The organism is Nitrosomonas sp., from assembly GCF_024282095.1.
In the GTDB taxonomy this organism is placed as follows: Bacteria; Pseudomonadota; Gammaproteobacteria; order Burkholderiales; family Nitrosomonadaceae; genus Nitrosomonas.
Window position 1 is genome coordinate 54,128 of sequence record NZ_JAMWZS010000001.1, and the last position, 22,877, is coordinate 77,004.

The window sequence follows — 22,877 nt, forward strand, 5'->3', positions numbered from 1 at the left end:
GACATATTTTTCAACGAGCTTGTCAATCGATGCAAGCGGGATAGGCTTTGGGACAAGTCGCATCCAAGCCGCCAGCGGGATCGCCGGTTTGAAGCCCATTGAGCATTTCCAACACCTTGGGAAAATATCCTGGAGCGCGTGTCCAGAAAATATAATTAGCTTTCAATCTATCACGGGCGAAAGAAAATAACTCTGCAACAGTGGGCGCTTTACCGGTTTTGTCGTGCCGCGTATTCGCATAGTTTGTCTGCATAACTGAAGGCGTCAGAGGTACTATGCCGGAGAGTTCAGGATAATGATGATAAACACCTTTTGGCGCATTGGATTGATTGTGGTGTAATCCCGGTTCGTCGATAAAAACATCCGGACCACCCAACCCGGTTCCCATTTCTTTTAGCTTACCAACGAATGATTTGAGCATCGGGCGCGGATAGTTGGTGAATTGATACGTCATGGTATTAGGAAAGGATTTGCGCAATTGTTGATTAATGTTGAGCAAGCCACTGTAATAATTATCTAATTGGTTATTGGATATTTCCACCATCGGTTGTCCAAAGGCTGTTTCTGTCAAACCGATTCCCTCGAAATACGGGTGAGCATTGAAGCGTTTTCCCAATGCATTCATGAGGGCAGCTATGCGATCCTGTACGAGAGGGTTCCACAACTTCAGGTTGTATCCTCGAATAGTTTTTTTGCCAAACGTACTAAAAGGAAACACACCGTCGTCATACTTTTTCTCTTTCAGATAGTCGGGTACGAAAGCTGATTGCGGATCGAATGATTTGGTTTGCAGCAGAATAATCAGTCGTTTTTTTTGAGCGGCAAGTTCGGCAAGATGCTGTTCAATGGATGTAAAGTCATACACATTCTCTTCCGGTTCCAGCTCTGCCCATTCATAGCGAATTTGTATACCACGTAACGCCGGTGTTTTTTTGAGTTCTCGATATACCTGCGCCATATATTTGGGATCATCCTTACCCTTACCCATCAACGTGTAGTAATGACCTGGATGCCATTTCACCGCAGTAGCGGTTGAGGTGGTTGTCTTGTCGGCGGCATATGCTACACCGCAGGCAATCCAAGCGATGCCTATCACGAACAGCAATGCGATGGATATCGCATGCTTGTGTTTCACTGTATTCAGGTGATGATCATTACACACAGGTGCTGGGGAGGTATTGATTTTCATATGCAGGATCCTTGTTAAAAATAAGTTTTACGCTTTTTCTTCTGTGTGATGAGCAATCGATGCCTTGAATGGTAGAGAAGTGCATTTTTTACCTCCCAAGTTACTCACTGTAGAAAATAATTTAACCAGAACAATCACAACAATCAATCGTGGAACTGGGACAACGGTGACAATCGCTGGAATAAGTATAAAGAAGCATTATGAATAAAAGCAAAATCCATTTTCAGGATAACATCAGTTCGTTTCAATGCAAGAAACTTCGGTTATGTAAAAATACCGAAATGTCTATTTATACCTTTATCATCAGATGAATAGGGCTGGGTGTATGAAATAATATATTGAATTATATGTAAATATTCTATGCTGACAGCAATGATATCGCTGCAATTTTTTTCTTGATTTTGTGTCTTATATTTACATGAATAATACAAAGGGGGAGGAAACATTATGACAACGATTCGTTCACCGGCGGTGGCAGGCTTGTTTTATCCCGCTGATGCATGGCAACTTAAACAGGATGTGCAGCACTTGCTTGCAGAAGCGAGCGTGCATGATTTAAAACCAAAGGTATTGATCGTTCCGCATGCCGGGTATATCTATTCGGGTGCTGTGGCTGCGGCGGCGTATGCGAATCTGAGTGCTGTCGCTGCGATCATTCAGCGCGTGGTGTTGCTTGGGCCTGCACATCGTATTGCTGTACGTGGTTTAGCTTTGCCTGGCGTGGATGTGTTTGATACGCCGCTGGGCAGCGTGAAGCTGGATGTGGATTTGGTGCATGCGATTGCATATTTGCCGCAAGTGACTGTCAATAAAGAGGTGCATGCGCTGGAGCATTCACTGGAAGTGCAATTGCCGTTCTTGCAAAGCATACTGGACGAGTTTACCTTGTTGCCATTGGCGGTCGGCATGGCAGCGGCGGAAGAGGTGGCTGAGGTGTTGAATTACGTGTGGGGCGGGCAGGAAACTCTGATTGTGATCAGTTCCGATCTTTCGCATTATTTACCGTATGCGACAGCGCAGCGCGTGGACAGTGAAACGGTTCAGTCGATACTGCAGTTGCGGCACCCTATTGAACATGATCATGCGTGCGGCAGTATCCCCATCAATGGGCTGATCATGGCAGCTCAAAAACATCATCTCACGCCGCATTTGCTGGATTTGAGAAACTCCGGGGATACGGCGGGATCGCGGAATCAAGTGGTGGGTTATGCAGCGATTGCATTTAACGAATAGGGGGAACAAACATGTCACTTGAGAAAAATGAGCAAGGAAGAATACTGTTGCACATTGCGCGCGCCGCTATTTCCCGTGCTTTGCACGTATCTTGTGCGCCTGCGGCAGTGAACGAGAATATGCCATGGCTTTCCCGGCCGGGAGCCACGTTTGTCACCCTGACGCAATGGGATGAATTGCGCGGCTGCATCGGTTCGTTGCAGGCTTGTGATCCGTTGATTGAAGATGTCAGCAATAATGCGGTATCAGCAGCACTGTACGATCCTCGTTTTATGCCATTGGCGGCGGATGAGTTAGATACGGTCAGCGTGGAAGTGTCACTACTCTCTGAATTACAACCGATGGATTTCAGCAGTGAAGCCGATGCGCTGGCACAATTGCGTCCGAATATTGACGGCGTGGTGTTTGAGTATGGATCTTATCGCAGTACCTTTTTGCCTCAGGTATGGGAAAGTCTGCCGCAACCGCAGCAATTTCTCGCCAGGTTAAAGTCGAAAGCCAGGTTGGCTGAAGATTTCTGGGCTGAAGATATTCAGTTATCCCGGTATACCGTGAGCAAGTGGCGTGAAGCAGATTATTGCAAGGAGCATGCGCATGGATGAGCCGATTAGTGGCGTTGAACAACACCCAGCCAAATACTGGCACGCGTTGGATGACGGTCGGATTCAATGTGATTTGTGTCCGCGTGATTGCAAATTACATGAAGGGCAGCGTGGCGCCTGTTTCGTCCGTGGTCGTGTTGGTGACGCCATGGTGCTGACGACATACGGGCGTTCGTCCGGTTTTTGTATCGACCCCATCGAAAAAAAGCCATTGAATCATTTTTATCCCGGTAGCAGCGTTTTGTCGTTTGGCACGGCAGGCTGTAATCTTGCCTGCAAATTTTGCCAGAACTGGGATATTTCCAAATCACGCAGCTTTGACAGGTTGCTTGATCAGGCCAGTCCGGAAGCTATTGCGCAGTGTGCGGAACGGTATGGCTGCAAGAGTGTGGCGTTTACTTATAACGATCCGGTGATTTTCGCCGAGTATGCAATGGATGTGGCCGATGCCTGTCATGCCAGGAACATCAAAACTGTCGCTGTAACGGCGGGTTATATTCACGCGCAACCGCGACGTGATTTTTTTGCCAAGATGGATGCCGCCAACGTTGATCTCAAAGCATTTACCGATGAATTTTATGTCAGGCAGACCGGATCGCATCTGCAACCTGTGCTGGAGACATTACAGTATCTTAAGCATGAAACCAATGTGTGGTTTGAGTTGACGACGTTACTAATTCCGGATCTGAATGACTCAGCCCAGGAAATCAGCGCGATGAGCGAGTGGATCGTCAAAGCACTGGGTACCGATGTGCCATTGCATTTCAGCGCTTTTCATCCGGATTACAAACTCAACGATAAACCGGCTACACCGGCTAAAACGCTGATTCAGGCGCGCAAGATCGCACTGGATGCCGGGTTACGGTATGTGTATACCGGCAATGTCCATCATGTGGCAGGCGATACAACGTATTGCCCGGCATGCGCAACGGAACTGATTGTGCGCGACTGGTATGAAATCAAGCAATATCGCTTGACTCAGGATGGTCGCTGTGACAATTGTAATGCTACGATTGCAGGCCGTTTTGGACAATTTGCCGGCCAATTCGGCAGGCAGCGTATCCCGGTCAGGGTTGGAGCAGTTGCATGACAGCCGTGAAAATCCCAGTCGATGCCGTTGAATTGGCTGGTGAATTGGTATTGCCGCCTGCTGCATCCGGTGTCGTGCTGTTCGCGCACGGTAGCGGCAGCAGCCGTTTCAGTCCCCGCAACACCTTTGTTGCCAATGTATTACAGCAACAGGGTATCGGCACGTTGCTGTTTGATCTGCTGACACGTGCGGAAGACCAGAATGATGCGATGCGTTTCGACATCGATCTGCTGACGCATCGCTTGCTTGCTGCCACTGCCTGGCTCCAGGCTAATCCTGAAACAAAGATTTCACCTGTTGGTTACTTCGGTGCCAGCACCGGTGCCGCCGCAGCACTACAGGCAGCCGCTAAGATGGGGGGCGCAGTTGCCGCCGTGGTATCACGCGGCGGGCGCCCTGATTTGGCGGGGGAAATTGCGCTAGGTCAAGTGATTGCGCCGACATTGCTCGTCGTTGGTAGCGAGGATCATGGTGTGATTGAGCTGAACGAACAAGCTCATGCGCTGGTGAAATGTGAGAAGAAACTCGTGCTTGTGCCTGGAGCGACACATTTATTTGCAGAACCGGGTACGCTGGAGCAGGCTGCGCAGCTTGCCGCCCATTGGTTCTTAAACTATCTGCATTGAAGCTCGTGCTATTAACTACTAGGAAATATTGCGTCAATTATTTGATTTTCTATTAGAAATCATCTTCCGGCAACTGAAAATCACTGGTGTCGATATCAAACATTTCTAATTCATTATCTACTTCGGTTTCGAACCAATCTTCAGTAGCATTTCTCTTGTTGCTTTTAGAATCATGTTTATCAGTACGGTAATACGTAGCCATGTCCTGGGACTGGTGTTTATCGTTGATAGGAATGAGCTGGTTTTCAAGCGTAGATTTCTCAGTATGTATCCCAAGTGTTTTGTTGCGCATTTGATCGTTCTCCTTGTTAGCTAACTGGTCTTAAATTGGTCGATAGCTATACTGACCAAAAACACCGATGAATTCTTTGATATTAGTCAATGAGAGCCCATGTCATCGTCTTGAAGATCATGTAAATAACGATATTTATTTACGGCAGGGAACGGGGATGACTACCAGTAAAAGCGAAATTCTGAACGGTGGTGCGGGAAATGACGCCTTTGACACGGCAAGGGTAATGACATTTACATCCTAGGGCGCGGTTACGGTGGTGAAACCGTAGTCGAGAATGATACTACTGCGGGCAACGCCGACATGGCACAATTTCTGTCGGGTATCAACGCGAATCAAATCTGGTTCCAACATATCGGCAATAACCTGGAGGTCGGTGTGATTGGTACCGCTGACAGACTGGTGATCAAGGATTGGTACTTGGGTTCGGCTTATCATGTCGAGCAATGCAGAACGACCGATGGTCTGACACTGCAAGATAGCAAAGTCGAGAATCTGGTGACTGCAATGGCTGGTTTTACACCGCCTGACATCGGGCAGGCCACACTGCCACCGGCTTATGAATCAACCCTGGATCCGCTGATTACGGCCTTCTGGTTATAGTCGTTGTTCCCCTCCGCATTTGCGTTTCATGCAAGTGCGCGAATTCTTCAAGTGCCGTGGCCGAATTTAATAAGCTGTTGGAAGTCGTTTCTGAGGCAGCCGATGCCAGGCAAAATAGGCGATAAGGCGTAGCTTACGCGTGATAAATGAGTATTTCGAGCCTGTTTTTAACACCGTAGCGGCAACGCAGGTTGATGTGATTTATCAAAAGAAGAAGGTGAGCGAGCCAATCATTTTTCTGACCAAGCAAACGCTTTAGTAATGGATGGGGTTTTTATATGAGAAGCCTTCTGAAGTTCCTCGGTAGGTCCGAGAATGGCGCAAATCCTTTGAAATTCATTGCGAATAATGGCCGGTGATTGCTGTAGGTAAGCAGCAAGAATTTTTGTATTGGTGGTTTCCAGAATAAGGCTTGCTTCCAGTAGGCGGTGCAGGGAAGGGGGTAACATTTTTTTGCCATCCAATGATTCAATGAGGTGCGCTGCATGCATTTTTGCACGCCTGAGCTGGCCGGCTTCATAAAACCAGGCGCTATTTTTTTCATTGCTACTACTGGAATGACTGCTGCCGGCATCAAGGCTGATTTGAGTTTCGGACTGTCTCATGTGAATTCACTCCTCACGTACGGTAATAGTTCCAGGATAGCAAGGATATATGACAAGAATATAACAAAAGCGCATCGACTTGCTTCCAATAATTCACTGTAGCTTGGTAAAAGTGAAATTACAATGCGGCAAATTGCCGCTGCATTGCAGACGCTTACACCAGCTTAAATGCCGGCACTGAAGATTGTGTGCCGGCACTGTTTAATGCAGCTTGAATGGCATCATCCGCGGTTTCCAATAAAATAAATTGCATGGCCGTTCGCGTTGCCTCGGGTACGTCACGCAGATCCTTTTGGTTGCGCGCGGGCAGCAAAACCGTTTGCAGTCCGGCGCGCTGTGCCGCCAATATCTTTTCCTTGATACCGCCTACCGGCAATACCAATCCGCGCAGACTGATTTCTCCGGTCATGGCAACATCGTGGCGCACCGGTCGATTGGTGAACAACGAGGCGAGTGCGATGAACATCGCAACACCTGCGCTCGGTCCATCTTTTGGAATGGCGCCTGCCGGAACATGCAGGTGCACATCAATGCCATCAAACAGCGACACCGGAATATTGAGATCGCTGGCGCGCGCCTTGATCAAGGTAAGTGCCGCTTGTGCACTTTCTTTCATGACATCGCCCAGTTGTCCCGTCAGAATCAGTCGCCCGGAGCCGTTGACCCGCGTGGCTTCAATAAACAGAATGTCGCCACCCACCGGTGTCCAGGCCAGACCCGTAGCGACCCCGGGTAAATCCGTATGCAGCGCCAACTCATGCTCAAATTTCTTCGCACCTAAAATGGTATCCAGTGCTGCTTCATCAATATGCACCTGTTGCTGTTCGTCTTCCGCAATGCGCAAGGCCGCGTGCCGCATTACCCGGCCGATTTCCCGTTCGAACTGACGAACGCCGGCTTCCCGGGTGTAATCCGCAATAATACTGACCAGTGCTGCGGGTGTCAGCGTGCACTGATCTTCACGCAAACCATTCGCTTCGCTCTGGCGCTGTACCAGATACCGCAGCGCAATTTGCAGTTTTTCCTCTTGCGTATAGCCGGGTAAATCAATAATTTCCATGCGATCTCGCACCGGTGGCGGTACGTTGTCGATGACATTCGCGGTGGCAATGAAAATCACCCGGCTCAAGTCAAACGGCACCCCCAGATAATTATCGCGGAAAGTCGAATTCTGCTCCGGATCAAGAATTTCCAGCAGCGCAGCAGACGGATCGCCCTGTATGCTGGCGGTCATTTTGTCGATTTCATCGAGCATCATGACGCAGTTGCGCGCCCCAGCCTTGCGCAAACTTTGCACGATATTGCCCGGCATGGCGCCGACATAGGTGCGGCGATGGCCGCGCATTTCAGCTTCATCGTGCACGCCGCCTAATGACACGCGGACAAATGGCCGCTGCAAGGCACGCGCGATGCTTTGGCCCAATGAAGTCTTGCCCACGCCCGGCGGCCCGACAAAACACAAAATAGGTGCGCGGCCTTGGGGTTTCAATTTTTGTACGGCGAGAAACTCGATAATGCGCTGCTTGATGCGCTCCAGCCCAAAGTGATCGGCTTCCAGGATTTGACGCGCGGCATTCAGGTCGATCGGTGTTTCTTCAGGCAAGCGCCATGGCAATTCGGTCATCCATTCCAGATAAGTATGCAGCATCGAGTATTCGCTTGAAGCGCTCGGCATGCGCTGCAACCGTTGTAATTCCTTACGCGCTTGTGTTTCGATGTCGCTGGGCATGCCGGCATCGGTAATTGCTTGGTCCAATTGCGCAATTTCCTGATCATCTTCACCGTCTTCACCCAGCTCTTTTTGGATCGCTTTTAGCTGTTCGCGTAATAAATACTTACGTTCGCGATCTTCCATTTGTTCTTTGGTGCGTTCACCGATTTCCTGCGATAGCCTTAACACTTCAATGCGGCGAGTCAGAATCTGCAGCACCTTCTGCAACCGTTCTTCGATATCAATGGTTTCAAGCAGCATTTGTTTTTCACTGATTTCGGTGTCGAGCAGGCTGGCAGTGATGTCGGCCAAGTGTGATGGTGTGCGCGTCGCTTGCAATGCGTGCGCAAGTTCTGCCGGTACGCCCGGCAATAACGACAGAATTTCGATCGCGCGCTCGCGTAGCTGCAATGTCAGTGCTTCCGTTTGCGTTGCGATATGCGTCGATTCCTTGATGCGTTTTATCCGCGCGGCAATGAATGGATAGCCTTCGATGATCTCTTCAATCTGAAAACGCTCCATCCCTTGGCATACGGCATGATGCGTGCCGTCTTCCGATGCAATGTGGCGCACGACATTGGCGATCGTGCCGATGCTGCACAATGTGTCAAATCCCGGATTGTCGACGGTGGCATCCTTCTGCAAAACAATGCCGATGGGTGTTTTGGATTGCAGTGCATGCTCAATGGTGGCGATCGACTTGACTCGACCAACCGTGATAGGCATTAATACATGAGGAAAAAGCACAACGTTACGCATGGGTACCAATGCGATGACATCAGCAGGCAACTCAAATTGGGTTGTGGCAGATTGTTCCATAGCAACTCTTCCTCCAGGAATTTAACAGCTGGTTTTAATATTCTTATGGAATATTTGAGTGCTTAGCTAGAAATTCAAGTGAAACCCTTCGATATTATTTAGCGCGCCCGCTTAGTGAACCCGGAAACCCCATCTCACTGAAGTTTCCCGGTTGCCTGGAATTAACCCCCATTATGGGCGATGCCGTATTTCCTTTTTCTGTTCATACCTCACCAATTTGGCGAGATCAAGCAGTTCTTCGGATACTATTTGTAATGCATCATCGAGAGTCAGTATACCGACCAGTTCACCGGTTTCATCCACGACCGGTAAGCGCCGGCTGGTCTTGCGGCGCATCAACTCAATCGCATCATGCGTTGAGGCGCTTTCTTTTACTGTGAATACTTCCGGCGTCATGATGTCACCGACGGTGATGACGGTTTCATCCAATTCCGTCGCCAAAACTTCCACCACAAGATCGCGGTCAGTCACAATGCCTACCGGTATTTGACGATCATTATGCTTGTCGACAACGATGACAGCGCCCACATGATACTGACGCATCAGCTTGGCTGCTTCCAGAACGGTTGCATCCCGTTGAATCACGATTACTTCACGATTGCAAATTTCACCGACAGTCATAATCTTCTCCTTTATTTTTGTACAAAAAACCAGCTGAATTCATGGCCTAATGTGACCAATGTGCGCGCAACAGGTTTTCTGCCGGATTATAATGAAATTCCAGATTGCCTTGATAGGCATCATGGATAGCTTCACCGATACCACGTGCAAGATGAATATCGGTGGTTGTTATCAACATTGTGTTATTTTCTTCTTCCATCGCCATGATTCGCTTCAATGGATGTTCGGTTTTTTCTTTTGTCTCTATGTTATGTATCAGATTGATGATTTCATCGTGATGAACATACAAAAAGTCACCCTCTAAGGTCAAAAACCCGGCCGGATTGTGATCGAGAATGCGTTGGCAAGCTGGGCAATTGTGTTGATGTGCATCAGCGGGTGCCTTCAACCACTGCCACCGTCCGTGATGAAATACTGCGTTGCACTCTGGACAAATTGTCGGTTCCAGAAGTTTGCCTTTAATTTTGTAAGTATCGTGTACTTGCTCCTGAAAAATACCATCTCGACGGGTAATCTGACGAAAACCAGGGGGTGTGCTTTTTGTACCCATAACAAATCTCCTTTAGTACAAGGCGTTCATTTGTTGATAGAAACCATATTCATTCGCTTGGGTGTATTCAATTGACGATTGAAAATTCTCAACTCCCATTAAATCTTGCGCGCTTTAACAATTTTGTCAAGCACGCTTGGCAAATTCTTACGTCTTATTCTGTACCGTTTTGGAATGAGTTTGTAGTTGGGCGAGAACGTTGTGGCGATTGTTGCCGCACCCAGTCTTTGAAGGTCTCACGGTAGAGCCGTGGTATTTTATTAATCAGAAGCTTATTTGTGTGCGAACGGAAATTGCTGACAGATTATCGTTCCGTCCTGGTGTGCCCAAGCCGGTATGGCCCATCTGGGCTTGCGACAGGTAATAGTTCAGCATAAAACGGACACCCGGATAAGGGTACCAGTTGACACCGAGTGTGATGACCTGAACCTGGCATTTTGAAGTACCCGTTCCACAGGGATTTGCAATGAGATTTTGATCGATATTTTCAGCAAGATCATAGCGCCCGGCAAATTCCAGTGCACCCCATTTACCGCTGGGTTGGGGTTTGCCAAAAGCGCCGCGATCTTTTCTATAGACGGCATGTTCTCCTGTTACAAACCAACTTGCCTGCACATAATATGCATGAATGGTGGAATTCCTTAAGTTGCCGCTGACTTGATGCGTATTATCCAACCGCGACAGTGCATATTCTCCTTGCAGCGTGAGCGGACCGATAGCGTAGGCGGCTTCCGCAGAAAAAGTCGATTGACTATTGCTATGCGGTGCACCCAAGCCTGTTCCCGCGACGCCCAAGGATTGTGTGACGCCCTGACGTCCGCCATAAATGTCGACTATCCTGGCGGACAATGAATCTTTATGGGTGGTGTCTCTGCTGATAGAGAATCCAAGATGAAGAATGTTGCCTTCTTTATCGATTGGCAGCCAAACAGCGCGACCGCCATACGTGACGCCTTCAACCGGCAAACCAAAATGAGAAAGACTCATGACATGAATGCCTACGCCAAGATTATCTCTGACCATGGATCGATAACCGATGCCGGTTAAGAATTGCCGTCCGCTATAGATTCCGGTCGATGAAGTCGACGGGCGTTCCATCAGAGTAATTTCATTGGAACTGGTTATTTCTTCCAAGCCGCGATAGGGCTTGAATTGTCCGAGTGTCAGTTGACCCGGGCCTAGTTTGGTGGATACCCAGGCTTCGCGCAGGCTGTGGGGGAATGGGCTGATGGCATTCACGGCAAAGTCGTTTTCAAACTTAAAATTGATGCTGTGAATTTTCCCGGTTACCGTCGCATAGGTTCTGCGCCAATTAAATCCATCGCGATCATTGCCACTTAGCAGTTGACTGCCGAATGGCGGATAATTGGGGTCGGCCTGATCCGGGTACAATACGTGCCCATCGAAATGTCCGCGGCCGTTGAGTCCTATCTCAAAATTGCCATCATCACTCTTGATCCTGGGGCCGCCTTGATAGGTGATATTGAATGCGTAGCATGACGCAGTGCTTAGGTTGATCAGCATCACGATACCACAAAGTTTTATTATGCTTTCCATGCTTCATCTGCTCGCTGACACGTGCTATCACCTGACGAATAAAACGTGTCAAATTATATAGTAACTTCTTGAGACGAATGCATGGCGTTGTCGCTATTGCAATGGATTAACTGCGACACAGCGTTCACCCACCCAGCGGCCAACAGTTTCAGCCGTTGCAAAGATCGGATTACCGCTTACGGTGCTGTCGAATTCGGTGCTGCCAGAGAAGCTTTCGGGACTGGCAAATGTACCGTGTGCGGATCCAGTGCCCTGGAAATGTTGGTTTGTGCATACCAGATCCATTTTGTAGCTGTTGCCAGTGCGCGTGGCATTTTGCACGGTACAGCCGGAACGATTTTCATAAAAATAAGTAGGGATTTCCTGTTGTGCCATTTCCGGCGTGATACATAGGTGTGAAGTGGCTGCGCCATTGTCGATTTTTGGCAATTTGAGGCCATAGCGATTGGCGAAGTTATTCAATTGTTGCATGTGTTCAGCGGGAATATGCGGTACCAACGCCAGCAAATCTGATTTGGTCGTGATTTCCCATAACCCGGGCCGGATGTGCTGGTGTGCAAAACTGGAGGTGATGAATATCAGGCTGAATATGATCGAAACAAAAAGTGTACGCATTGAATTTCCTGCCATTGAACAATGAAGTCGTCCGTATTAACAGGCTGTTGAAAAACTATCCGCGTTGCCGCAACGGTGTTAAAAACAGGCTCAAAATGCTCATCAATTACGCGTAAGCTGCACTTTGTCGCCTGTTTTTGCCTGGCTCGGCTGCCTCAAAAACATTTTTCTACGGCCTGTTAGAACGATTGGATGTGTGTAAGTTTAGCGGATATACCGGAGATCTTCTGTTGTTTATTGTCCATCACACGATTAAAACTACCGGTGAATTTTTCCACAACGATAGATAACGAATCATGTAATATAACTTACAGGAATGGGATGCTTTATACATTTATGTACAGACGAGCTACTCTGTCCTTGCAAGACTAAGTTTGAATTTTACGAATATGTATCGGAGCATTAACAGCCTGCTAAAGCTGGAATAAGTTGAAGGTGGTAGTACAGGGTATATCAATTTATTTATGGAGGGTTTTAGTATGAAAAAGACTACTTTATTGGCGACTGCAATCGCTGGGTTAAGTTTTTCGGGGGTCGCTATGGCCGAAGTTTTTTCATTTATCGAAATGCCATTGACAGCGAGTCAAGAGGCGGTCACTTTGCCCACCCCTGCACCCGCTCCGAATTCGAACGGGTATGGCAGGATAACAGCGTTCTACGACAGCAATACCAAGGTGTTAACGTACAATATTAACTGGAAACTGGTAGATGGTGCCGTACCTCGAACGCACGCCGCAGGTAATAATCATATTCATGGGCCTGCAGAAGTGGGTACTTCGGCTGGTATTGCTGTTTCGCTTCCTGATTTGCCCCTGACAAACTCAGGCAATGTATCAGGTTCGATAACACTCACAGCTGAGCAAGTCTCTGCAGTTGAAGCTGACTTGATAGCGGGCCGGACGTATTACAACGTGCACAGTACTCTTTTTGGCGCTGGTGAGATTAGAGCACAGTTAATTCCGAACGGAGCGAGTGCAGGTCCTGTGTTCCAGAATTCCACACTCACACTCTCGAATGTTCTCGTACCTGGGGTAGAGGGGGCACAAACTTATGATGCGGTGCTCAATTTCACTAACGGCACTTTTGTTCTGACGACAGCAACGCCAGTACGTTAAATGCTGTGTATTTTGTACGCACTTTTTTAATTCCCCGCCGCTTGCGGCGGGGTGATTCATTGAACAAGATTTGAAAGCGGCGGCTCAACATATGGATTGCACTTGCATCTGTTTTTAACTAAGCGTGTGGCGCTGACAAGCATTGCTGTTTCATAGCTTAGTAATATCGATTTTTTTCATTTGCAGCATGGCCTGCATCGTTTTTTGGGATTTTTCAGAATCAGGACTGCCGAGTAATTCGCCTAAGACCTCAGGGACAATTTGCCAAGAAACACCGAATTTATCTTTCAACCAGCCGCATTGCTGCGCTTGCTCGTCACCACCTTCGGAAAGCCTGTTCCAATAATAATCTACTTCGTCTTGTGTTTTGCAGAATACCTGAAACGATATGGCTTCGTTGAATTTAAACGTCGGCCCACCATTGAGCGCGGTAAATGTTTGCCCATTCAATTCAAATTCCACCGTCATGACGGAACCTTCCGGCTGACCGTGAAACTCAAAACCTGCTTTTCCATACCGGGAAATCTTCTTGATGCTGGCGTTGTTAAAAATTTCCGTGTAAAAATTGGCCGCTTCTTCGGCTTGGTGATCGAACCATAAACAAGGGGTAATCTTTTGCATAATGTTATACCTCACCAAAAATGTTAAAACCGCACCTATTTGTTTGAGTGCGGCTAATCGAGCACTCTAACTCATTGTTTCCTTGTATAAGTGGTTTCCAGCATCTTCATTTCCTTGCCACCATGATGAGTGCCATACATCACAAACTCCTGAGTATTATTATCCACAATCTTCCAGATGGCGCGATGCGTCATGTGTCCTCCGCCTACTTCAGCATGTTGCCCGATGAAGGTAATGGTCTTGCCATCATCACTGGCTGTGCCATCCATCATAAAAATGCCCGTACCCATCGTAGCGATCCATGTCGAAACATATTGTTTGAGAAGATTGTCATACCCAATTGTCCAAACGCCTGCGTAAGGCTTTCCGTGCATGCTGCCGCTGTTTTCCTGTTGCAGGAAACGTCCGTCTAATAATATTTTCCCATCAGAGGAACCGGTTGACTCTACAGGTGGTTTCTGGGGGGCCATCCATTCTTTAGTCTTGGTCGTCCAGCTACCTGCGAGGCTTGCCAATAGCTTGTGAGGTTCTCCAGGCGTGGCCAGTTTTTCGTAAATTGCCATCATTTCCTGCATATCCATCGGCTTATGTGCGTGCTTGTCATCTGCAATGACAGTGGAGGTGAATAGTAATGCACAAGAAAGTGTAAGAATAAGATTTTGATAACGCATTATTTTCTCCTTATAAAAGAACTGAAACCTGCAATAATTAAATCAAGCACAACCTGCGCTAGCCGCTTGCTGAATTTCGTCAGCACTGACATCGCGAACATGCGTGGCAATCGACCATTGGTGTCCGAATGGATCTTCGATTCTGCCGTAGCGGTCACCCCAGAACATATTCTCGACGGACATGGCGACTTTTGCGCCGGCTTTGACGGCCTGAGCAAAAACCGCGTCAACATCTTCAACCTGCAAATGAATCGTCACCGGTGAGCCCTTTAATGCAAGCGGTCCGACACAGCCCCATTGCGGATTCTCGTCGACCAGCATTACCAGCGAATCGCCGATTCGGATACAGGCGTGCATAAGCTTGCCGTTAGGGCCTGGAAGCCGCATCATTTCAGTCGCGTTGAACGCCTGCTGGTAAAATTCGATGGCCTTGGCGGCATCGGCACAAATCAAGTGCGGGGTGACGGTATGCATACCGTCAGGAACAGGTTTTACTTGTGACATAGAAACTCTCCTTTAATGAATGATGGGATAAGTAAATGTATGGATAGGAATTCTTAGCCATGCTTGCCGGCATCCAATTCGCGAAACCGTTCAACAGCATCACCCGGCTCAAAATCATCCAGCTCAAACAATTGCCGCACTTCAATTTCAGCATCACAGCCTTCACCAACAGGATTGGGAAAGCGTTTACTCCATTCAATGGCTTCGGCTTTCGACGCCACCTTAATCAAAGTGTAACCGGCGATCAGCTCTTTTGTTTCGGTGAACGGGCCATCGACTAAAATGCGCTGATTGCCGCTGTACCGGATACGCCAGCCTTTTGAACTGGCTTGCAAACCGGTTGCGTCCAGCAATGCGCCGGCGGCAGCCAATTCCTCATGGAATTTTGCCATTGCTGCGATGAGCTGTTCACTGGGCATGACACCGGCTTCGGAATCTTTATTGGCTTTAACAATGATCATATAACGCATGTTGCTATTTCCTTAGTCTTTGAGGATTGAAAATAAACCCAATCTTATTATCGATATCTTGTATGACAGTAAGATTTCATTCATTAGTCGAACAAGAAACGGATAAATCGACAATCAGAGAAAAATTTTCTAGGAGTCTGTCTGACTTAAGCAATCGCAGCGAACTAAGTGGGAGAGTGCGTGCAGATTTTCTTGATTTTTAGGCGCATAGCGAGACTATGCAACGAAAAATAGAAGAAATATGAACCACTATCCCATTGGCGCAGTAGATTGGCCTTAAGTCCGACAGACTCCTAGTTACTTTGCTGCGCCATTTCCCGGATCGGTCGTATCGGTCTGACTTCGATGCTGCCGACCTGCGCCGGTGGAATTTGGGCAGCCAGTTGGATGGCTTCGTCCAGATGTTGGGCTTCAATGAGATAAAAACCCGCCAGTTGTTCTTTGGTCTCGGCAAACGGCCCATCGGTGATGTTGACTTTGCCATTACGCACCCTGACCGTCGTAGCGGTATGTACCGGTTGCAGCGCTTCTGAAGCCAGGCAATGCCCGGATTGGCGGATTCTTTCGTCATAGGTGAGACAATCGCTATCCGGCAAGGCGTCCAGCATGCTTTCTTCACAATAAACCAAACATAGGTATTTCATCGATGACTCCGATTGATAAGATGATTTTTTGAACGCGGGTGATATCAACCCAGACCCAGTACATCCAAGGTTTGCGGATCATTGGCGACCGGCCGAATTTCCACGCAGCCGCGCGATGCGCCGGGTATTTTCGCTGCGACCTGGATGGCTTCATTCAGATCGCGTGCTTCAATGACATAATAGCCGCCAAACTGCTCTTTGGTTTCCGCAAACGGGCCGTCCGTGCTGGAAATTTTTCCTTTGCGTACCCGGATCGTAATCGCGGTCGATGGCGGCAGCAACCGGTTACAGTCGACAAAATGCCCGCTTGCACGAATGCTGTCGGTAAACTCCCGGTATTCTTCATATTGCCGGTCTGCTTCGGTTTTGGGCATTTGCTCCATTACTTTTTCGGCGCAAATCAAGCAAAGATATTTCATGGCGTGTTCCTTGAATTGAATGAGAAATCTGATTAGTCGATTGGGATGGCCTGAAATCGACACTGGATTTATTTATTTCTTAATTCAGCCAGTCTTTTTTGCAGAAAACGCCGTTCGGGCTCTTGTTGTGCGAGCTGTAGTGCTTGCTGATAAGCCTTGATGGCCGGTGCGGTCTCACCCAGCCTGCGATAACAATCTGCCTGCGCAGCATAGATCCAATGATAATCCTTGAGCTGACCTTGCGCGATGAGTGTTGCGATCTGCGTTAATCCGGCGTCAGGTCCATCGCGCATCGCTATGGCAACGGCGCGGTTTAATGCGACCACCGGCGACGGATAAATGTGCAGCAAGACATCATACAAAGCGACGATTTCCCGCCAATCCGTGGCATCGGCGCTGGGTGCCTCGGCGTGGACGGCTGCGATCGCCGCTTGCAGCGTGTAGGCACCGAAGCCGGACATGCTCAGCGCTTGCTTCACCAAAATCACGCCTTCAGCGATTTGATCACGATGCCACAGCGCGCGATCTTGCTCATCGAGCAGGATCAAATCGCCTTGCGCGCTGGTGCGTGCCGCACGCCGCGAATCTTGCAGCAGCATGAGTGCCAGTAATCCGCGGATTTCCGCTTCCACCGGCAGCAATTCCATTAACAACCGGCCGAGACGGATCGCTTCGGCGGAGAGATCGTGCCGCGTTAATTCCGTGCCGGACGAGGCTGAGTAACCTTCATTGAAAACCAAATAAATGACTTGCAAAACGGCGTCCAGGCGTTCGGTAAGCTGCTCGGGCTGCGGGACTTCATAGGGTATGCGGGCCTCACGGATTTTTGCTTTGGCGCGTACGATGCGCTGCGCGGCCGTTTTGGGCGCTATCAGGAACGCGCGCGCGATTTCTTCGGTGGTCAGGCCGCAAATTTCACGCAAGGTCAAGGCAATTTGCGCTTCCGGCGACAAACTCGGGTGGCAGCAAGTAAAAATCAACCGCAATTGATCGTCTTGCAGGTTTTCATCACTTGCTTCATCCGGGTTTGCGGTCAAGGCCTCGTAATCTTCTGGAATTTCTCCGAGCGCATCAAAGCGGGCATCGCGCCGGATTTTATCGATGGCCTTGAAACGTCCGACCGACACTAACCACGCGCGGGGATTACCGGGTATGCCTTGTTGCGGCCACTGCTCCAACGCAGCCTTGAATGCGTCATGCAGGGCTTCCTCAGCCTGATCGAAATCACCCAGCAAGCGTATGAGTGTCGCCAGCACACGCCTGAATTCGTTGCGATACAGCTGCTCCAGGATTGCGGCAAAGTCTTGCGGAGATTTGTCGTCCAACTTGATTACCTGTCCGTGTGATCATTAAAACCAAAACCTCAATGTATCACAGGAAAATTTTAATGGAACCCGTTCTCATGGACCGTGAGAGATTGGAGATTACATTTAGCAGGTCTGTTAATTTTTTGAAAAGAGTAAATCCCATACGCCGTGTCCAAGCTTCAACCCTCTTTGTTCAAATTTGGTCAGCGGTCGGTATTTCGGTCGTGGCGAATAGTCAGTGGCAGTATTGGATAATCGGGATTCATGACTCAGAACTTGCAGAATTTGTATGGCGTATTCTTCCCAGTCGGTGGCCACATGAATATAACCGCCCGGTTTTAAATGTTCACACAAGCGGGTAACCAATGCAGGTTGAATCAGGCGGCGTTTGTGGTGCCGGGCTTTAGGCCAGGGATCGGGGAAAAAGATGTGAATGCCGCTCAAAGACTCGGCAGGCAGCATATGTTGCAGTACTTCGACGGCGTCATGTTGAATGATGCGCAGGTTGGTCAATGCAAGTTTCTCGATCTGATTGAGTAAACTGCCGACTCCCGGTGTATGGACTTCAATCGCCAGATAGTCATTGTCAGGGTGCGTTTGGGCGATGGTGGCGGTGCTATCGCCCATGCCGAAGCCGATTTCCAGGATTTTAGGCGCTTCGCGGCCAAAAACCTGATTAAGATCCAACAGGCTTGGGCTGAATGGAATGCCATATTGCGGCAGCAATATTTCGCAGGCGCGACGCTGCGCATTGGATATACGCCCTTGACGAAGAACGAAACTGCGTATGGTTTGTTGCATGGATAAATAAGATGGCAGCGGTGGATGAAACGATCAGGCGGATTTGTTGGTTGCCGGTTTGGCTGTGACCGTATCTGAGCGGGCGATTACGCCATCCACTGGAGAACTGGGGCTGGCGCTGTATAATTTTTTCGCCATGCGTCCGGCCAGATAGGCTTCGCGTCCGGCTTCAACCGCTTTGCGCATGGCTGATGCCATCAATACAGGATTTTTTGCTGCGGCAATGGCGGTATTCATCAATACGCCGTCGCAACCCAATTCCATCGCAATGGTGGCGTCCGATGCCGTACCGACGCCTGCATCAACCAGCACGGGGATTTTGGCATTGTCGATGATGATCTGCAGATTCCATGGATTTAGAATGCCCATGCCGGAACCAATCAACGAAGCCAACGGCATGACGGCGACGCAGCCCATGTCTTCCAATTGTTTGGCAATAATCGGATCGTCCGAGGTGTACACCATCACCTGAAAATCTTCCTTGATCAGGATTTCAGCAGCTTTGAGGGTTTCCACCATGTTCGGGTAAAGTGTTTTGGGATCGCCCAGCACTTCCAGTTTGACCAAGCTGTGACCATCCAGTAATTCACGCGCCAGACGTAAGGTGCGCACCGCGTCTTCTACGGTATAACAACCGGCGGTATTGGGTAATAAGGTGTACTGCGAAGGCGGCAAAGCATCCAATAGATTCGGCTCATCAGCATTTTGCCCGATATTGGTGCGCCGGATCGCGACGGTAATGATTTCAGCACCACTGGCTTCAACGGCTGCACGGGTTTCGTTGAAATCTTTGTATTTGCCTGTGCCGACCAATAAACGCGATGCATAGGTTTTACCGGCGATGACTAAGTTATCCATGAAATTCTTTTTTTGTATCAAAGTATATTTACTGAAAGTGGAATTTAACCGCCGCCCACTGCTACAACAACTTCCAACTGATCGCCATGACTCAGAATTTGTTGCGAGAATTGGCTGCGCGGGATGATCTCGCCATTGCGTTCGATGGCGATGCGTTTGCCGTGCAATGCGAGATGGTCGATCAGCTGCGAGACGTTGATCGGCGCTTCAAATTGCTGCGGTTGTCCATTAATGGTGAGTTGTATCATGGATGATAAAGCTGGGGTTGATATTTCAGGTTAGCCTGATGAACAATCAAAAATTAAGGTGAATTTTATCATGCAGGGGGTGGGGTATTGGAATAATTTAACTGAACTGTCAATCAAAGTCGTTATAGTCATGGCAGCAATGTATGACCTAGGAGCCTGTCGGACTTAAGGTTAATCTACTGCGTCAATGGGATAGTGGTTCATATTTTCTTGATTTCTCGTTGCATAGTCCAGCTATGCGCCTCAAAATCAAGAAAATCTGCACTCACCCTCCCACTTGGCTTGCTACGATTGCTTAAGTCCGACAGACTCCTGGGGAATCTCTGGATTACCCGCATTTGTCATTCCGAACACAGTGAGGAATCTTTTGGAATTAACACGATAGATTTCTCGCCATGCTCGAAATGACAGTTATTTAAAGACTCCTTGGCTGTTAGAATCAATCAACATTGATCATTGGCAATCCTAATTTTTTGGATTATAGTGCCTGAAACTGACTTTATAGTTCGCGAATTGCCGTTTTTGTTTAACAGGTTGTCTACTTATTTTAAGTTTTGAGTAACAATAACAATAGGATAGTAAATGCTGGTAGAGAATATACGACATCGCTATGGAATTATAAGACAAAGAATGTCGTATAATTACGTTGGGCAAAAGGAGAGCGCTCAATGGCCACAAAGCTGTTCCTGAGCCACGCCCACGATGAGGCTGACCTCGCATTGAGCTTTGCGAATTGGCTTGAAAGGGCGTTTTCTAGTCCGGTGGAAGTCATCTGCACGTCACGGCCAGATCACCGGGTCGAGGCCATGGTGACAGAAGGGATCGTAAAGCATCTCCGAGACTCGAAAGCGGTACTGTCGCTACTGACGCCTGAGAGCATCCGCGGCCCCTGGATGTACTACGAGATGGGGGCGGCACATGCGCTCGAGTTGGGGTTCTTCCCATGCCTCGCTCGCGGCTTGCGTTTCTCCGACTCACCTCCGCAGGCCCGGGAGTATCAAGGCGTAGAACTCTACTCTGCTGACAGCGTAGCCAAACTGGTTCGCGCTCTCGCCGATAGGCTACAACTTGGTCTTGCAGACACGATCGACGCTGAGGCTATAGCCCATAGATTGAGCTGACGAAGAAAGCCCAACGAACTGTTTCAGATATTCTTTACGTTTTGTAAACACAAATCCCAATAAGGCGATCCTTCAAACCGCTTCACCAGAAAATCGACAAATGCCCTGACGCGCTGGGAGAGATGGCGTGTTTGCGGGTAGATGGCATAGGTTGTCAGTGGTGCAGCGTGAAATTCCGTCAATAGTGGTTGCAATGTGCCATTGTCTATTTCCTGGTACACGATAAATGTTGGCAACAACACGATACCCAATCCAGCCACGGCGGCATCGCGGAGGAATTGGCCATCGCTGGCTTTCAAATAGGGAACAATTTTCGTTCTGACCAATTGTTCTTTGGCATCGTACAAATCCCAGTTTTCAAAGTTACTGATCAGGTTATACGCCAGGCAGCGATGGTTGCTGAGTTCTTGCGGTGATTGTGGCGTGCCCATGCGTTCGAGGTAAGCCGGGTTGGCGCACATGACGGCTTGGATGGGGGCAAGACGGCGGGCAATCAGGCTGGAATCCGGCAGATTGGCGATGCGGATGGCCAAATCAAATCCTTCTGCCAGCAGATCGACCTGGCGGTCATTAAAATCCAGGTCGAATTCAACGTCTGGATGAATTTGTAAAAATTCGTGGATGGCAGGACCCAGATGCATCAGACCAAAGCTGAGCGGCACGGCTACTTTCAGGCTGCCTTTTAATGCGCCATGAAATTGTGAGGTGGCATGTTCGGCTTCGAGAATATCGTCGAGGATACGGACGCATTGTTGATAAAAGGTGCGCCCGCTGTCGGTCAAATTCATTTGCCGGGTGGTGCGATGAAATAATTCAACACCGAGGTGCTCTTCCAATTCTTTTAAGCGCCGGCTGACGACAGATTTTGCCATATTCATGCGATCCGCCGCGGCGCTGATGCTGCCGGCTTCAACCACGCGCACAAACGCATTCATGTTTTCATAGCGATCCATTAGCGACTCCATTGTTGCTTATACAAGAACAACTATTTCTCATAACTGCTGTTTATTCTTATTATCACAACAATGATAATACTTCCAGCAGCTACGACATAACAATTTTATGGAAAGGAGAAAATGATGGATGCATTCGTTAACTCGTCACGATTAATTCCCGCAATAGCGGTACCGGAAGGCGCCGGTGTCACGGTGTACCGCACGATTGGTTCGCCTACATTGCGTAATTATGATCCGTTTTTGTTATTGGATCATATCAGCAGCGATAATCCGAATGATTATATTGCGGGTTTTCCGGCTCATCCGCATCGGGGCTTCAGCACATTTACCTATATGATCGATGGTCATATGGAACATCAGGACAGCATGGGCAACAGCGGCGATTTGGGTCCTGGTTCTGCGCAGTGGATGAAGGCCGCGAGCGGTATTATTCATTCCGAAATGCCGAAGCAGGACAATGGCTTGATGCGCGGATTTCAATTGTGGATCAATTTGCCCGCAGCGCACAAAATGGATCATCCGGAATATCAGGAATTTTCTGCGGATGCTTTTCCAGTGGTAGAAACGTCTGATTACTCGATGAAAGTGTTGATCGGCAGCATAGGCAATGCAACAGCGCCCATCGTGGATAATCTTACCGAGGTGATTTATCTCGATGTGACTGTCAAACCCGGCAAACGGTTTCACCATACATTTCCGGCCGGGAGCCGCAGTTTTATTTATGTGTTTGAGGGTGGGGGAAGGAATCATGGAGAAAGTATATCGACTCACTCATTGGTAATTCCGGATGCGGAAGATAACACGCTCGATTTCATCGCAGGCTCTGACGGCGCGCGCATGGTAGTTGCGAGCGGTAAGCCGATCGATGAAGCCATCGTGCGTTATGGCCCGTTTGTGATGAATACCCGGGAGCAGATCGATCAGGCGGTGCGCGATTATCAATCCAATGATTTTGTGCGCAATCGCGCCTGGGTCAAGCGTGATCACTGAAAGACGAATAACAAAACATCAATTAATCAGGAGATTTTA

27 protein-coding genes are annotated in these 22,877 nt (G+C 48.7%); 8 read left to right on the forward strand and 19 right to left on the reverse strand.

Features of this window, described 5'->3' with window-relative positions; all coding sequences use genetic code 11:
• Positions 1-22: 22 nt before the first annotated feature.
• On the reverse strand, positions 23-1,189 hold the full coding sequence (locus tag Q0K92_RS00210; protein ID WP_297323783.1) for a beta-galactosidase: 1,167 nt from the start codon (positions 1,187-1,189) through the stop codon (positions 23-25).
• 447 nt (positions 1,190-1,636) lie between these two features.
• On the opposite strand from Q0K92_RS00210, the gene amrB reads away from it, so the two are divergent.
• The 4 genes from amrB to Q0K92_RS00230 are packed head-to-tail and all read left to right on the forward strand — an operon-like array spanning position 1,637 to position 4,740.
• On the forward strand, positions 1,637-2,422 hold the full coding sequence (gene amrB, locus Q0K92_RS00215) for an AmmeMemoRadiSam system protein B (protein WP_297323784.1): 786 nt from the start codon (positions 1,637-1,639) through the stop codon (positions 2,420-2,422).
• Positions 2,423-2,433: 11 nt separating this feature from the next.
• A complete protein-coding gene (gene amrA / locus Q0K92_RS00220) occupies positions 2,434-3,024 on the forward strand; it encodes an AmmeMemoRadiSam system protein A (RefSeq protein ID WP_297323785.1) in 591 nt (196 codons plus the stop codon).
• The gene (gene amrS, locus Q0K92_RS00225) at positions 3,017-4,114 is read left to right on the forward strand and encodes an AmmeMemoRadiSam system radical SAM enzyme (protein WP_297323786.1); all 1,098 of its coding nucleotides are present in this window, start codon (positions 3,017-3,019) and stop codon (positions 4,112-4,114) included. Before amrA ends, amrS begins: the two co-directional genes overlap by 8 nt.
• Entirely contained in the window at positions 4,111-4,740 is a 630-nt protein-coding gene (locus tag Q0K92_RS00230) for a dienelactone hydrolase family protein (RefSeq protein WP_297323787.1), read from the forward strand. Before amrS ends, Q0K92_RS00230 begins: the two co-directional genes overlap by 4 nt.
• Before the next feature lie 52 nt (positions 4,741-4,792).
• On the opposite strand, the gene Q0K92_RS00235 is transcribed toward Q0K92_RS00230, so the two are convergent.
• Positions 4,793-5,032, reverse strand: coding sequence for a hypothetical protein (locus Q0K92_RS00235; protein WP_297323788.1), 240 nt, complete (start codon positions 5,030-5,032; stop codon positions 4,793-4,795).
• A 303-nt stretch (positions 5,033-5,335) separates the two neighbouring features.
• On the opposite strand from Q0K92_RS00235, the gene Q0K92_RS00240 reads away from it, so the two are divergent.
• Positions 5,336-5,635: a calcium-binding protein gene (locus Q0K92_RS00240; RefSeq protein ID WP_297323789.1), complete on the forward strand. Its 300-nt coding sequence runs from the start codon at positions 5,336-5,338 to the stop codon at positions 5,633-5,635.
• A gap of 230 nt (positions 5,636-5,865) precedes the next feature.
• Here Q0K92_RS00240 and Q0K92_RS00245 read toward each other — a convergent pair whose 3' ends face one another.
• From Q0K92_RS00245 to Q0K92_RS00270, 6 genes are all read right to left on the reverse strand, one after another.
• A complete protein-coding gene (locus Q0K92_RS00245) occupies positions 5,866-6,240 on the reverse strand; it encodes a hypothetical protein (RefSeq protein WP_297323790.1) in 375 nt (124 codons plus the stop codon).
• Positions 6,241-6,394: 154 nt separating this feature from the next.
• Positions 6,395-8,770, reverse strand: coding sequence for an endopeptidase La (gene lon, locus Q0K92_RS00250; protein ID WP_297323791.1), 2,376 nt, complete (start codon positions 8,768-8,770; stop codon positions 6,395-6,397).
• A 171-nt stretch (positions 8,771-8,941) separates the two neighbouring features.
• Complete coding sequence (locus Q0K92_RS00255; RefSeq protein ID WP_297323792.1) at positions 8,942-9,391, reverse strand: CBS domain-containing protein; 450 nt, start codon at positions 9,389-9,391, stop codon at positions 8,942-8,944.
• 46 nt (positions 9,392-9,437) lie between these two features.
• Positions 9,438-9,941, reverse strand: coding sequence for a BCAM0308 family protein (locus Q0K92_RS00260; protein ID WP_297323793.1), 504 nt, complete (start codon positions 9,939-9,941; stop codon positions 9,438-9,440).
• Between the two features lie 264 nt (positions 9,942-10,205).
• Positions 10,206-11,498 carry a porin gene (locus Q0K92_RS00265; protein WP_297323794.1) on the reverse strand — a complete coding sequence of 431 codons (1,293 nt, stop codon included), beginning with the start codon at positions 11,496-11,498 and terminating at the stop codon, positions 10,206-10,208.
• A gap of 93 nt (positions 11,499-11,591) precedes the next feature.
• Positions 11,592-12,113, reverse strand: coding sequence for a DUF3617 domain-containing protein (locus tag Q0K92_RS00270; protein WP_297323795.1), 522 nt, complete (start codon positions 12,111-12,113; stop codon positions 11,592-11,594).
• Positions 12,114-12,592: 479 nt separating this feature from the next.
• Here Q0K92_RS00270 and Q0K92_RS00275 point away from each other — a divergent pair, with 479 nt between their 5' ends.
• Positions 12,593-13,228: a CHRD domain-containing protein gene (locus tag Q0K92_RS00275; RefSeq protein WP_297323796.1), complete on the forward strand. Its 636-nt coding sequence runs from the start codon at positions 12,593-12,595 to the stop codon at positions 13,226-13,228.
• A 150-nt stretch (positions 13,229-13,378) separates the two neighbouring features.
• On the opposite strand, the gene Q0K92_RS00280 is transcribed toward Q0K92_RS00275, so the two are convergent.
• The 10 genes from Q0K92_RS00280 to thiS form a co-directional block, all read right to left on the reverse strand.
• The gene (locus Q0K92_RS00280; protein WP_297323797.1) at positions 13,379-13,849 is read right to left on the reverse strand and encodes a VOC family protein; all 471 of its coding nucleotides are present in this window, start codon (positions 13,847-13,849) and stop codon (positions 13,379-13,381) included.
• A gap of 71 nt (positions 13,850-13,920) precedes the next feature.
• Positions 13,921-14,520 (reverse strand): DUF1579 domain-containing protein, encoded by a 600-nt coding sequence (locus tag Q0K92_RS00285; protein WP_297323798.1) that lies wholly within the window; start codon positions 14,518-14,520, stop codon positions 13,921-13,923.
• A 42-nt stretch (positions 14,521-14,562) separates the two neighbouring features.
• The gene (locus Q0K92_RS00290) at positions 14,563-15,024 is read right to left on the reverse strand and encodes a VOC family protein (RefSeq protein ID WP_297323799.1); all 462 of its coding nucleotides are present in this window, start codon (positions 15,022-15,024) and stop codon (positions 14,563-14,565) included.
• A 53-nt stretch (positions 15,025-15,077) separates the two neighbouring features.
• The gene (locus Q0K92_RS00295) at positions 15,078-15,494 is read right to left on the reverse strand and encodes a YciI family protein (protein WP_297323800.1); all 417 of its coding nucleotides are present in this window, start codon (positions 15,492-15,494) and stop codon (positions 15,078-15,080) included.
• A 293-nt stretch (positions 15,495-15,787) separates the two neighbouring features.
• Positions 15,788-16,138, reverse strand: a complete 351-nt coding sequence (locus tag Q0K92_RS00300) for a YciI family protein (protein WP_297323801.1) — start codon at positions 16,136-16,138, stop codon at positions 15,788-15,790.
• 44 nt (positions 16,139-16,182) lie between these two features.
• Complete coding sequence (locus Q0K92_RS00305; protein WP_297323802.1) at positions 16,183-16,557, reverse strand: YciI family protein; 375 nt, start codon at positions 16,555-16,557, stop codon at positions 16,183-16,185.
• 68 nt (positions 16,558-16,625) lie between these two features.
• Entirely contained in the window at positions 16,626-17,882 is a 1,257-nt protein-coding gene (locus tag Q0K92_RS00310; protein WP_297323803.1) for an RNA polymerase sigma factor, read from the reverse strand.
• Positions 17,883-17,999: 117 nt separating this feature from the next.
• Entirely contained in the window at positions 18,000-18,665 is a 666-nt protein-coding gene (gene trmB, locus Q0K92_RS00315; RefSeq protein WP_297323804.1) for a tRNA (guanosine(46)-N7)-methyltransferase TrmB, read from the reverse strand.
• 33 nt (positions 18,666-18,698) lie between these two features.
• The gene (locus Q0K92_RS00320; RefSeq protein WP_297323805.1) at positions 18,699-19,523 is read right to left on the reverse strand and encodes a thiazole synthase; all 825 of its coding nucleotides are present in this window, start codon (positions 19,521-19,523) and stop codon (positions 18,699-18,701) included.
• Positions 19,524-19,567: 44 nt separating this feature from the next.
• Complete coding sequence (gene thiS / locus Q0K92_RS00325; protein ID WP_297323806.1) at positions 19,568-19,771, reverse strand: sulfur carrier protein ThiS; 204 nt, start codon at positions 19,769-19,771, stop codon at positions 19,568-19,570.
• 668 nt (positions 19,772-20,439) lie between these two features.
• On the opposite strand from thiS, the gene Q0K92_RS00330 reads away from it, so the two are divergent.
• Positions 20,440-20,892 (forward strand): TIR domain-containing protein, encoded by a 453-nt coding sequence (locus Q0K92_RS00330; RefSeq protein ID WP_297323807.1) that lies wholly within the window; start codon positions 20,440-20,442, stop codon positions 20,890-20,892.
• 23 nt (positions 20,893-20,915) lie between these two features.
• Here the strand turns inward: Q0K92_RS00330 and Q0K92_RS00335 are convergent, their stop codons facing one another.
• Positions 20,916-21,845, reverse strand: coding sequence for a LysR family transcriptional regulator (locus tag Q0K92_RS00335; RefSeq protein WP_297323808.1), 930 nt, complete (start codon positions 21,843-21,845; stop codon positions 20,916-20,918).
• Positions 21,846-21,971: 126 nt separating this feature from the next.
• On the opposite strand from Q0K92_RS00335, the gene Q0K92_RS00340 reads away from it, so the two are divergent.
• Positions 21,972-22,838 carry a pirin family protein gene (locus Q0K92_RS00340; RefSeq protein ID WP_297323809.1) on the forward strand — a complete coding sequence of 289 codons (867 nt, stop codon included), beginning with the start codon at positions 21,972-21,974 and terminating at the stop codon, positions 22,836-22,838.
• Positions 22,839-22,877 lie beyond the last annotated feature (39 nt).

Excerpts from the sequence above, each read along its gene's own strand:
- Q0K92_RS00335 (WP_297323808.1), bottom strand. The coding sequence starts at position 21,845 with ATGGATCGCTATGAAAACATGAATGCGTTTGTGCGCGTGGTTGAAGCC.
- Q0K92_RS00260 (WP_297323793.1), bottom strand. The coding sequence starts at position 9,941 with ATGGGTACAAAAAGCACACCCCCTGGTTTTCGTCAGATTACCCGTCGA.
- Q0K92_RS00340 (WP_297323809.1), top strand. The coding sequence starts at position 21,972 with ATGGATGCATTCGTTAACTCGTCACGATTAATTCCCGCAATAGCGGTA.
- thiS (WP_297323806.1), bottom strand. The coding sequence starts at position 19,771 with ATGATACAACTCACCATTAATGGACAACCGCAGCAATTTGAAGCGCCG.
- Q0K92_RS00275 (WP_297323796.1), top strand. The coding sequence starts at position 12,593 with ATGAAAAAGACTACTTTATTGGCGACTGCAATCGCTGGGTTAAGTTTT.
- Q0K92_RS00245 (WP_297323790.1), bottom strand. The coding sequence starts at position 6,240 with ATGAGACAGTCCGAAACTCAAATCAGCCTTGATGCCGGCAGCAGTCAT.
- Q0K92_RS00290 (WP_297323799.1), bottom strand. The coding sequence starts at position 15,024 with ATGTCACAAGTAAAACCTGTTCCTGACGGTATGCATACCGTCACCCCG.
- Q0K92_RS00235 (WP_297323788.1), bottom strand. The coding sequence starts at position 5,032 with ATGCGCAACAAAACACTTGGGATACATACTGAGAAATCTACGCTTGAA.
- Q0K92_RS00320 (WP_297323805.1), bottom strand. The coding sequence starts at position 19,523 with ATGGATAACTTAGTCATCGCCGGTAAAACCTATGCATCGCGTTTATTG.
- Q0K92_RS00240 (WP_297323789.1), top strand. The coding sequence starts at position 5,336 with ATGGCACAATTTCTGTCGGGTATCAACGCGAATCAAATCTGGTTCCAA.
- Q0K92_RS00270 (WP_297323795.1), bottom strand. The coding sequence starts at position 12,113 with ATGCGTACACTTTTTGTTTCGATCATATTCAGCCTGATATTCATCACC.
- amrB (WP_297323784.1), top strand. The coding sequence starts at position 1,637 with ATGACAACGATTCGTTCACCGGCGGTGGCAGGCTTGTTTTATCCCGCT.
- Q0K92_RS00280 (WP_297323797.1), bottom strand. The coding sequence starts at position 13,849 with ATGCAAAAGATTACCCCTTGTTTATGGTTCGATCACCAAGCCGAAGAA.
- Q0K92_RS00255 (WP_297323792.1), bottom strand. The coding sequence starts at position 9,391 with ATGACTGTCGGTGAAATTTGCAATCGTGAAGTAATCGTGATTCAACGG.
- Q0K92_RS00210 (WP_297323783.1), bottom strand. The coding sequence starts at position 1,189 with ATGAAAATCAATACCTCCCCAGCACCTGTGTGTAATGATCATCACCTG.
- Q0K92_RS00330 (WP_297323807.1), top strand. The coding sequence starts at position 20,440 with ATGGCCACAAAGCTGTTCCTGAGCCACGCCCACGATGAGGCTGACCTC.
- Q0K92_RS00305 (WP_297323802.1), bottom strand. The coding sequence starts at position 16,557 with ATGAAATATCTTTGCTTGATTTGCGCCGAAAAAGTAATGGAGCAAATG.
- Q0K92_RS00295 (WP_297323800.1), bottom strand. The coding sequence starts at position 15,494 with ATGCGTTATATGATCATTGTTAAAGCCAATAAAGATTCCGAAGCCGGT.
- Q0K92_RS00300 (WP_297323801.1), bottom strand. The coding sequence starts at position 16,138 with ATGAAATACCTATGTTTGGTTTATTGTGAAGAAAGCATGCTGGACGCC.
- Q0K92_RS00265 (WP_297323794.1), bottom strand. The coding sequence starts at position 11,498 with ATGGAAAGCATAATAAAACTTTGTGGTATCGTGATGCTGATCAACCTA.
- Q0K92_RS00285 (WP_297323798.1), bottom strand. The coding sequence starts at position 14,520 with ATGCGTTATCAAAATCTTATTCTTACACTTTCTTGTGCATTACTATTC.
- Q0K92_RS00230 (WP_297323787.1), top strand. The coding sequence starts at position 4,111 with ATGACAGCCGTGAAAATCCCAGTCGATGCCGTTGAATTGGCTGGTGAA.
- amrA (WP_297323785.1), top strand. The coding sequence starts at position 2,434 with ATGTCACTTGAGAAAAATGAGCAAGGAAGAATACTGTTGCACATTGCG.
- trmB (WP_297323804.1), bottom strand. The coding sequence starts at position 18,665 with ATGCAACAAACCATACGCAGTTTCGTTCTTCGTCAAGGGCGTATATCC.
- amrS (WP_297323786.1), top strand. The coding sequence starts at position 3,017 with ATGGATGAGCCGATTAGTGGCGTTGAACAACACCCAGCCAAATACTGG.
- lon (WP_297323791.1), bottom strand. The coding sequence starts at position 8,770 with ATGGAACAATCTGCCACAACCCAATTTGAGTTGCCTGCTGATGTCATC.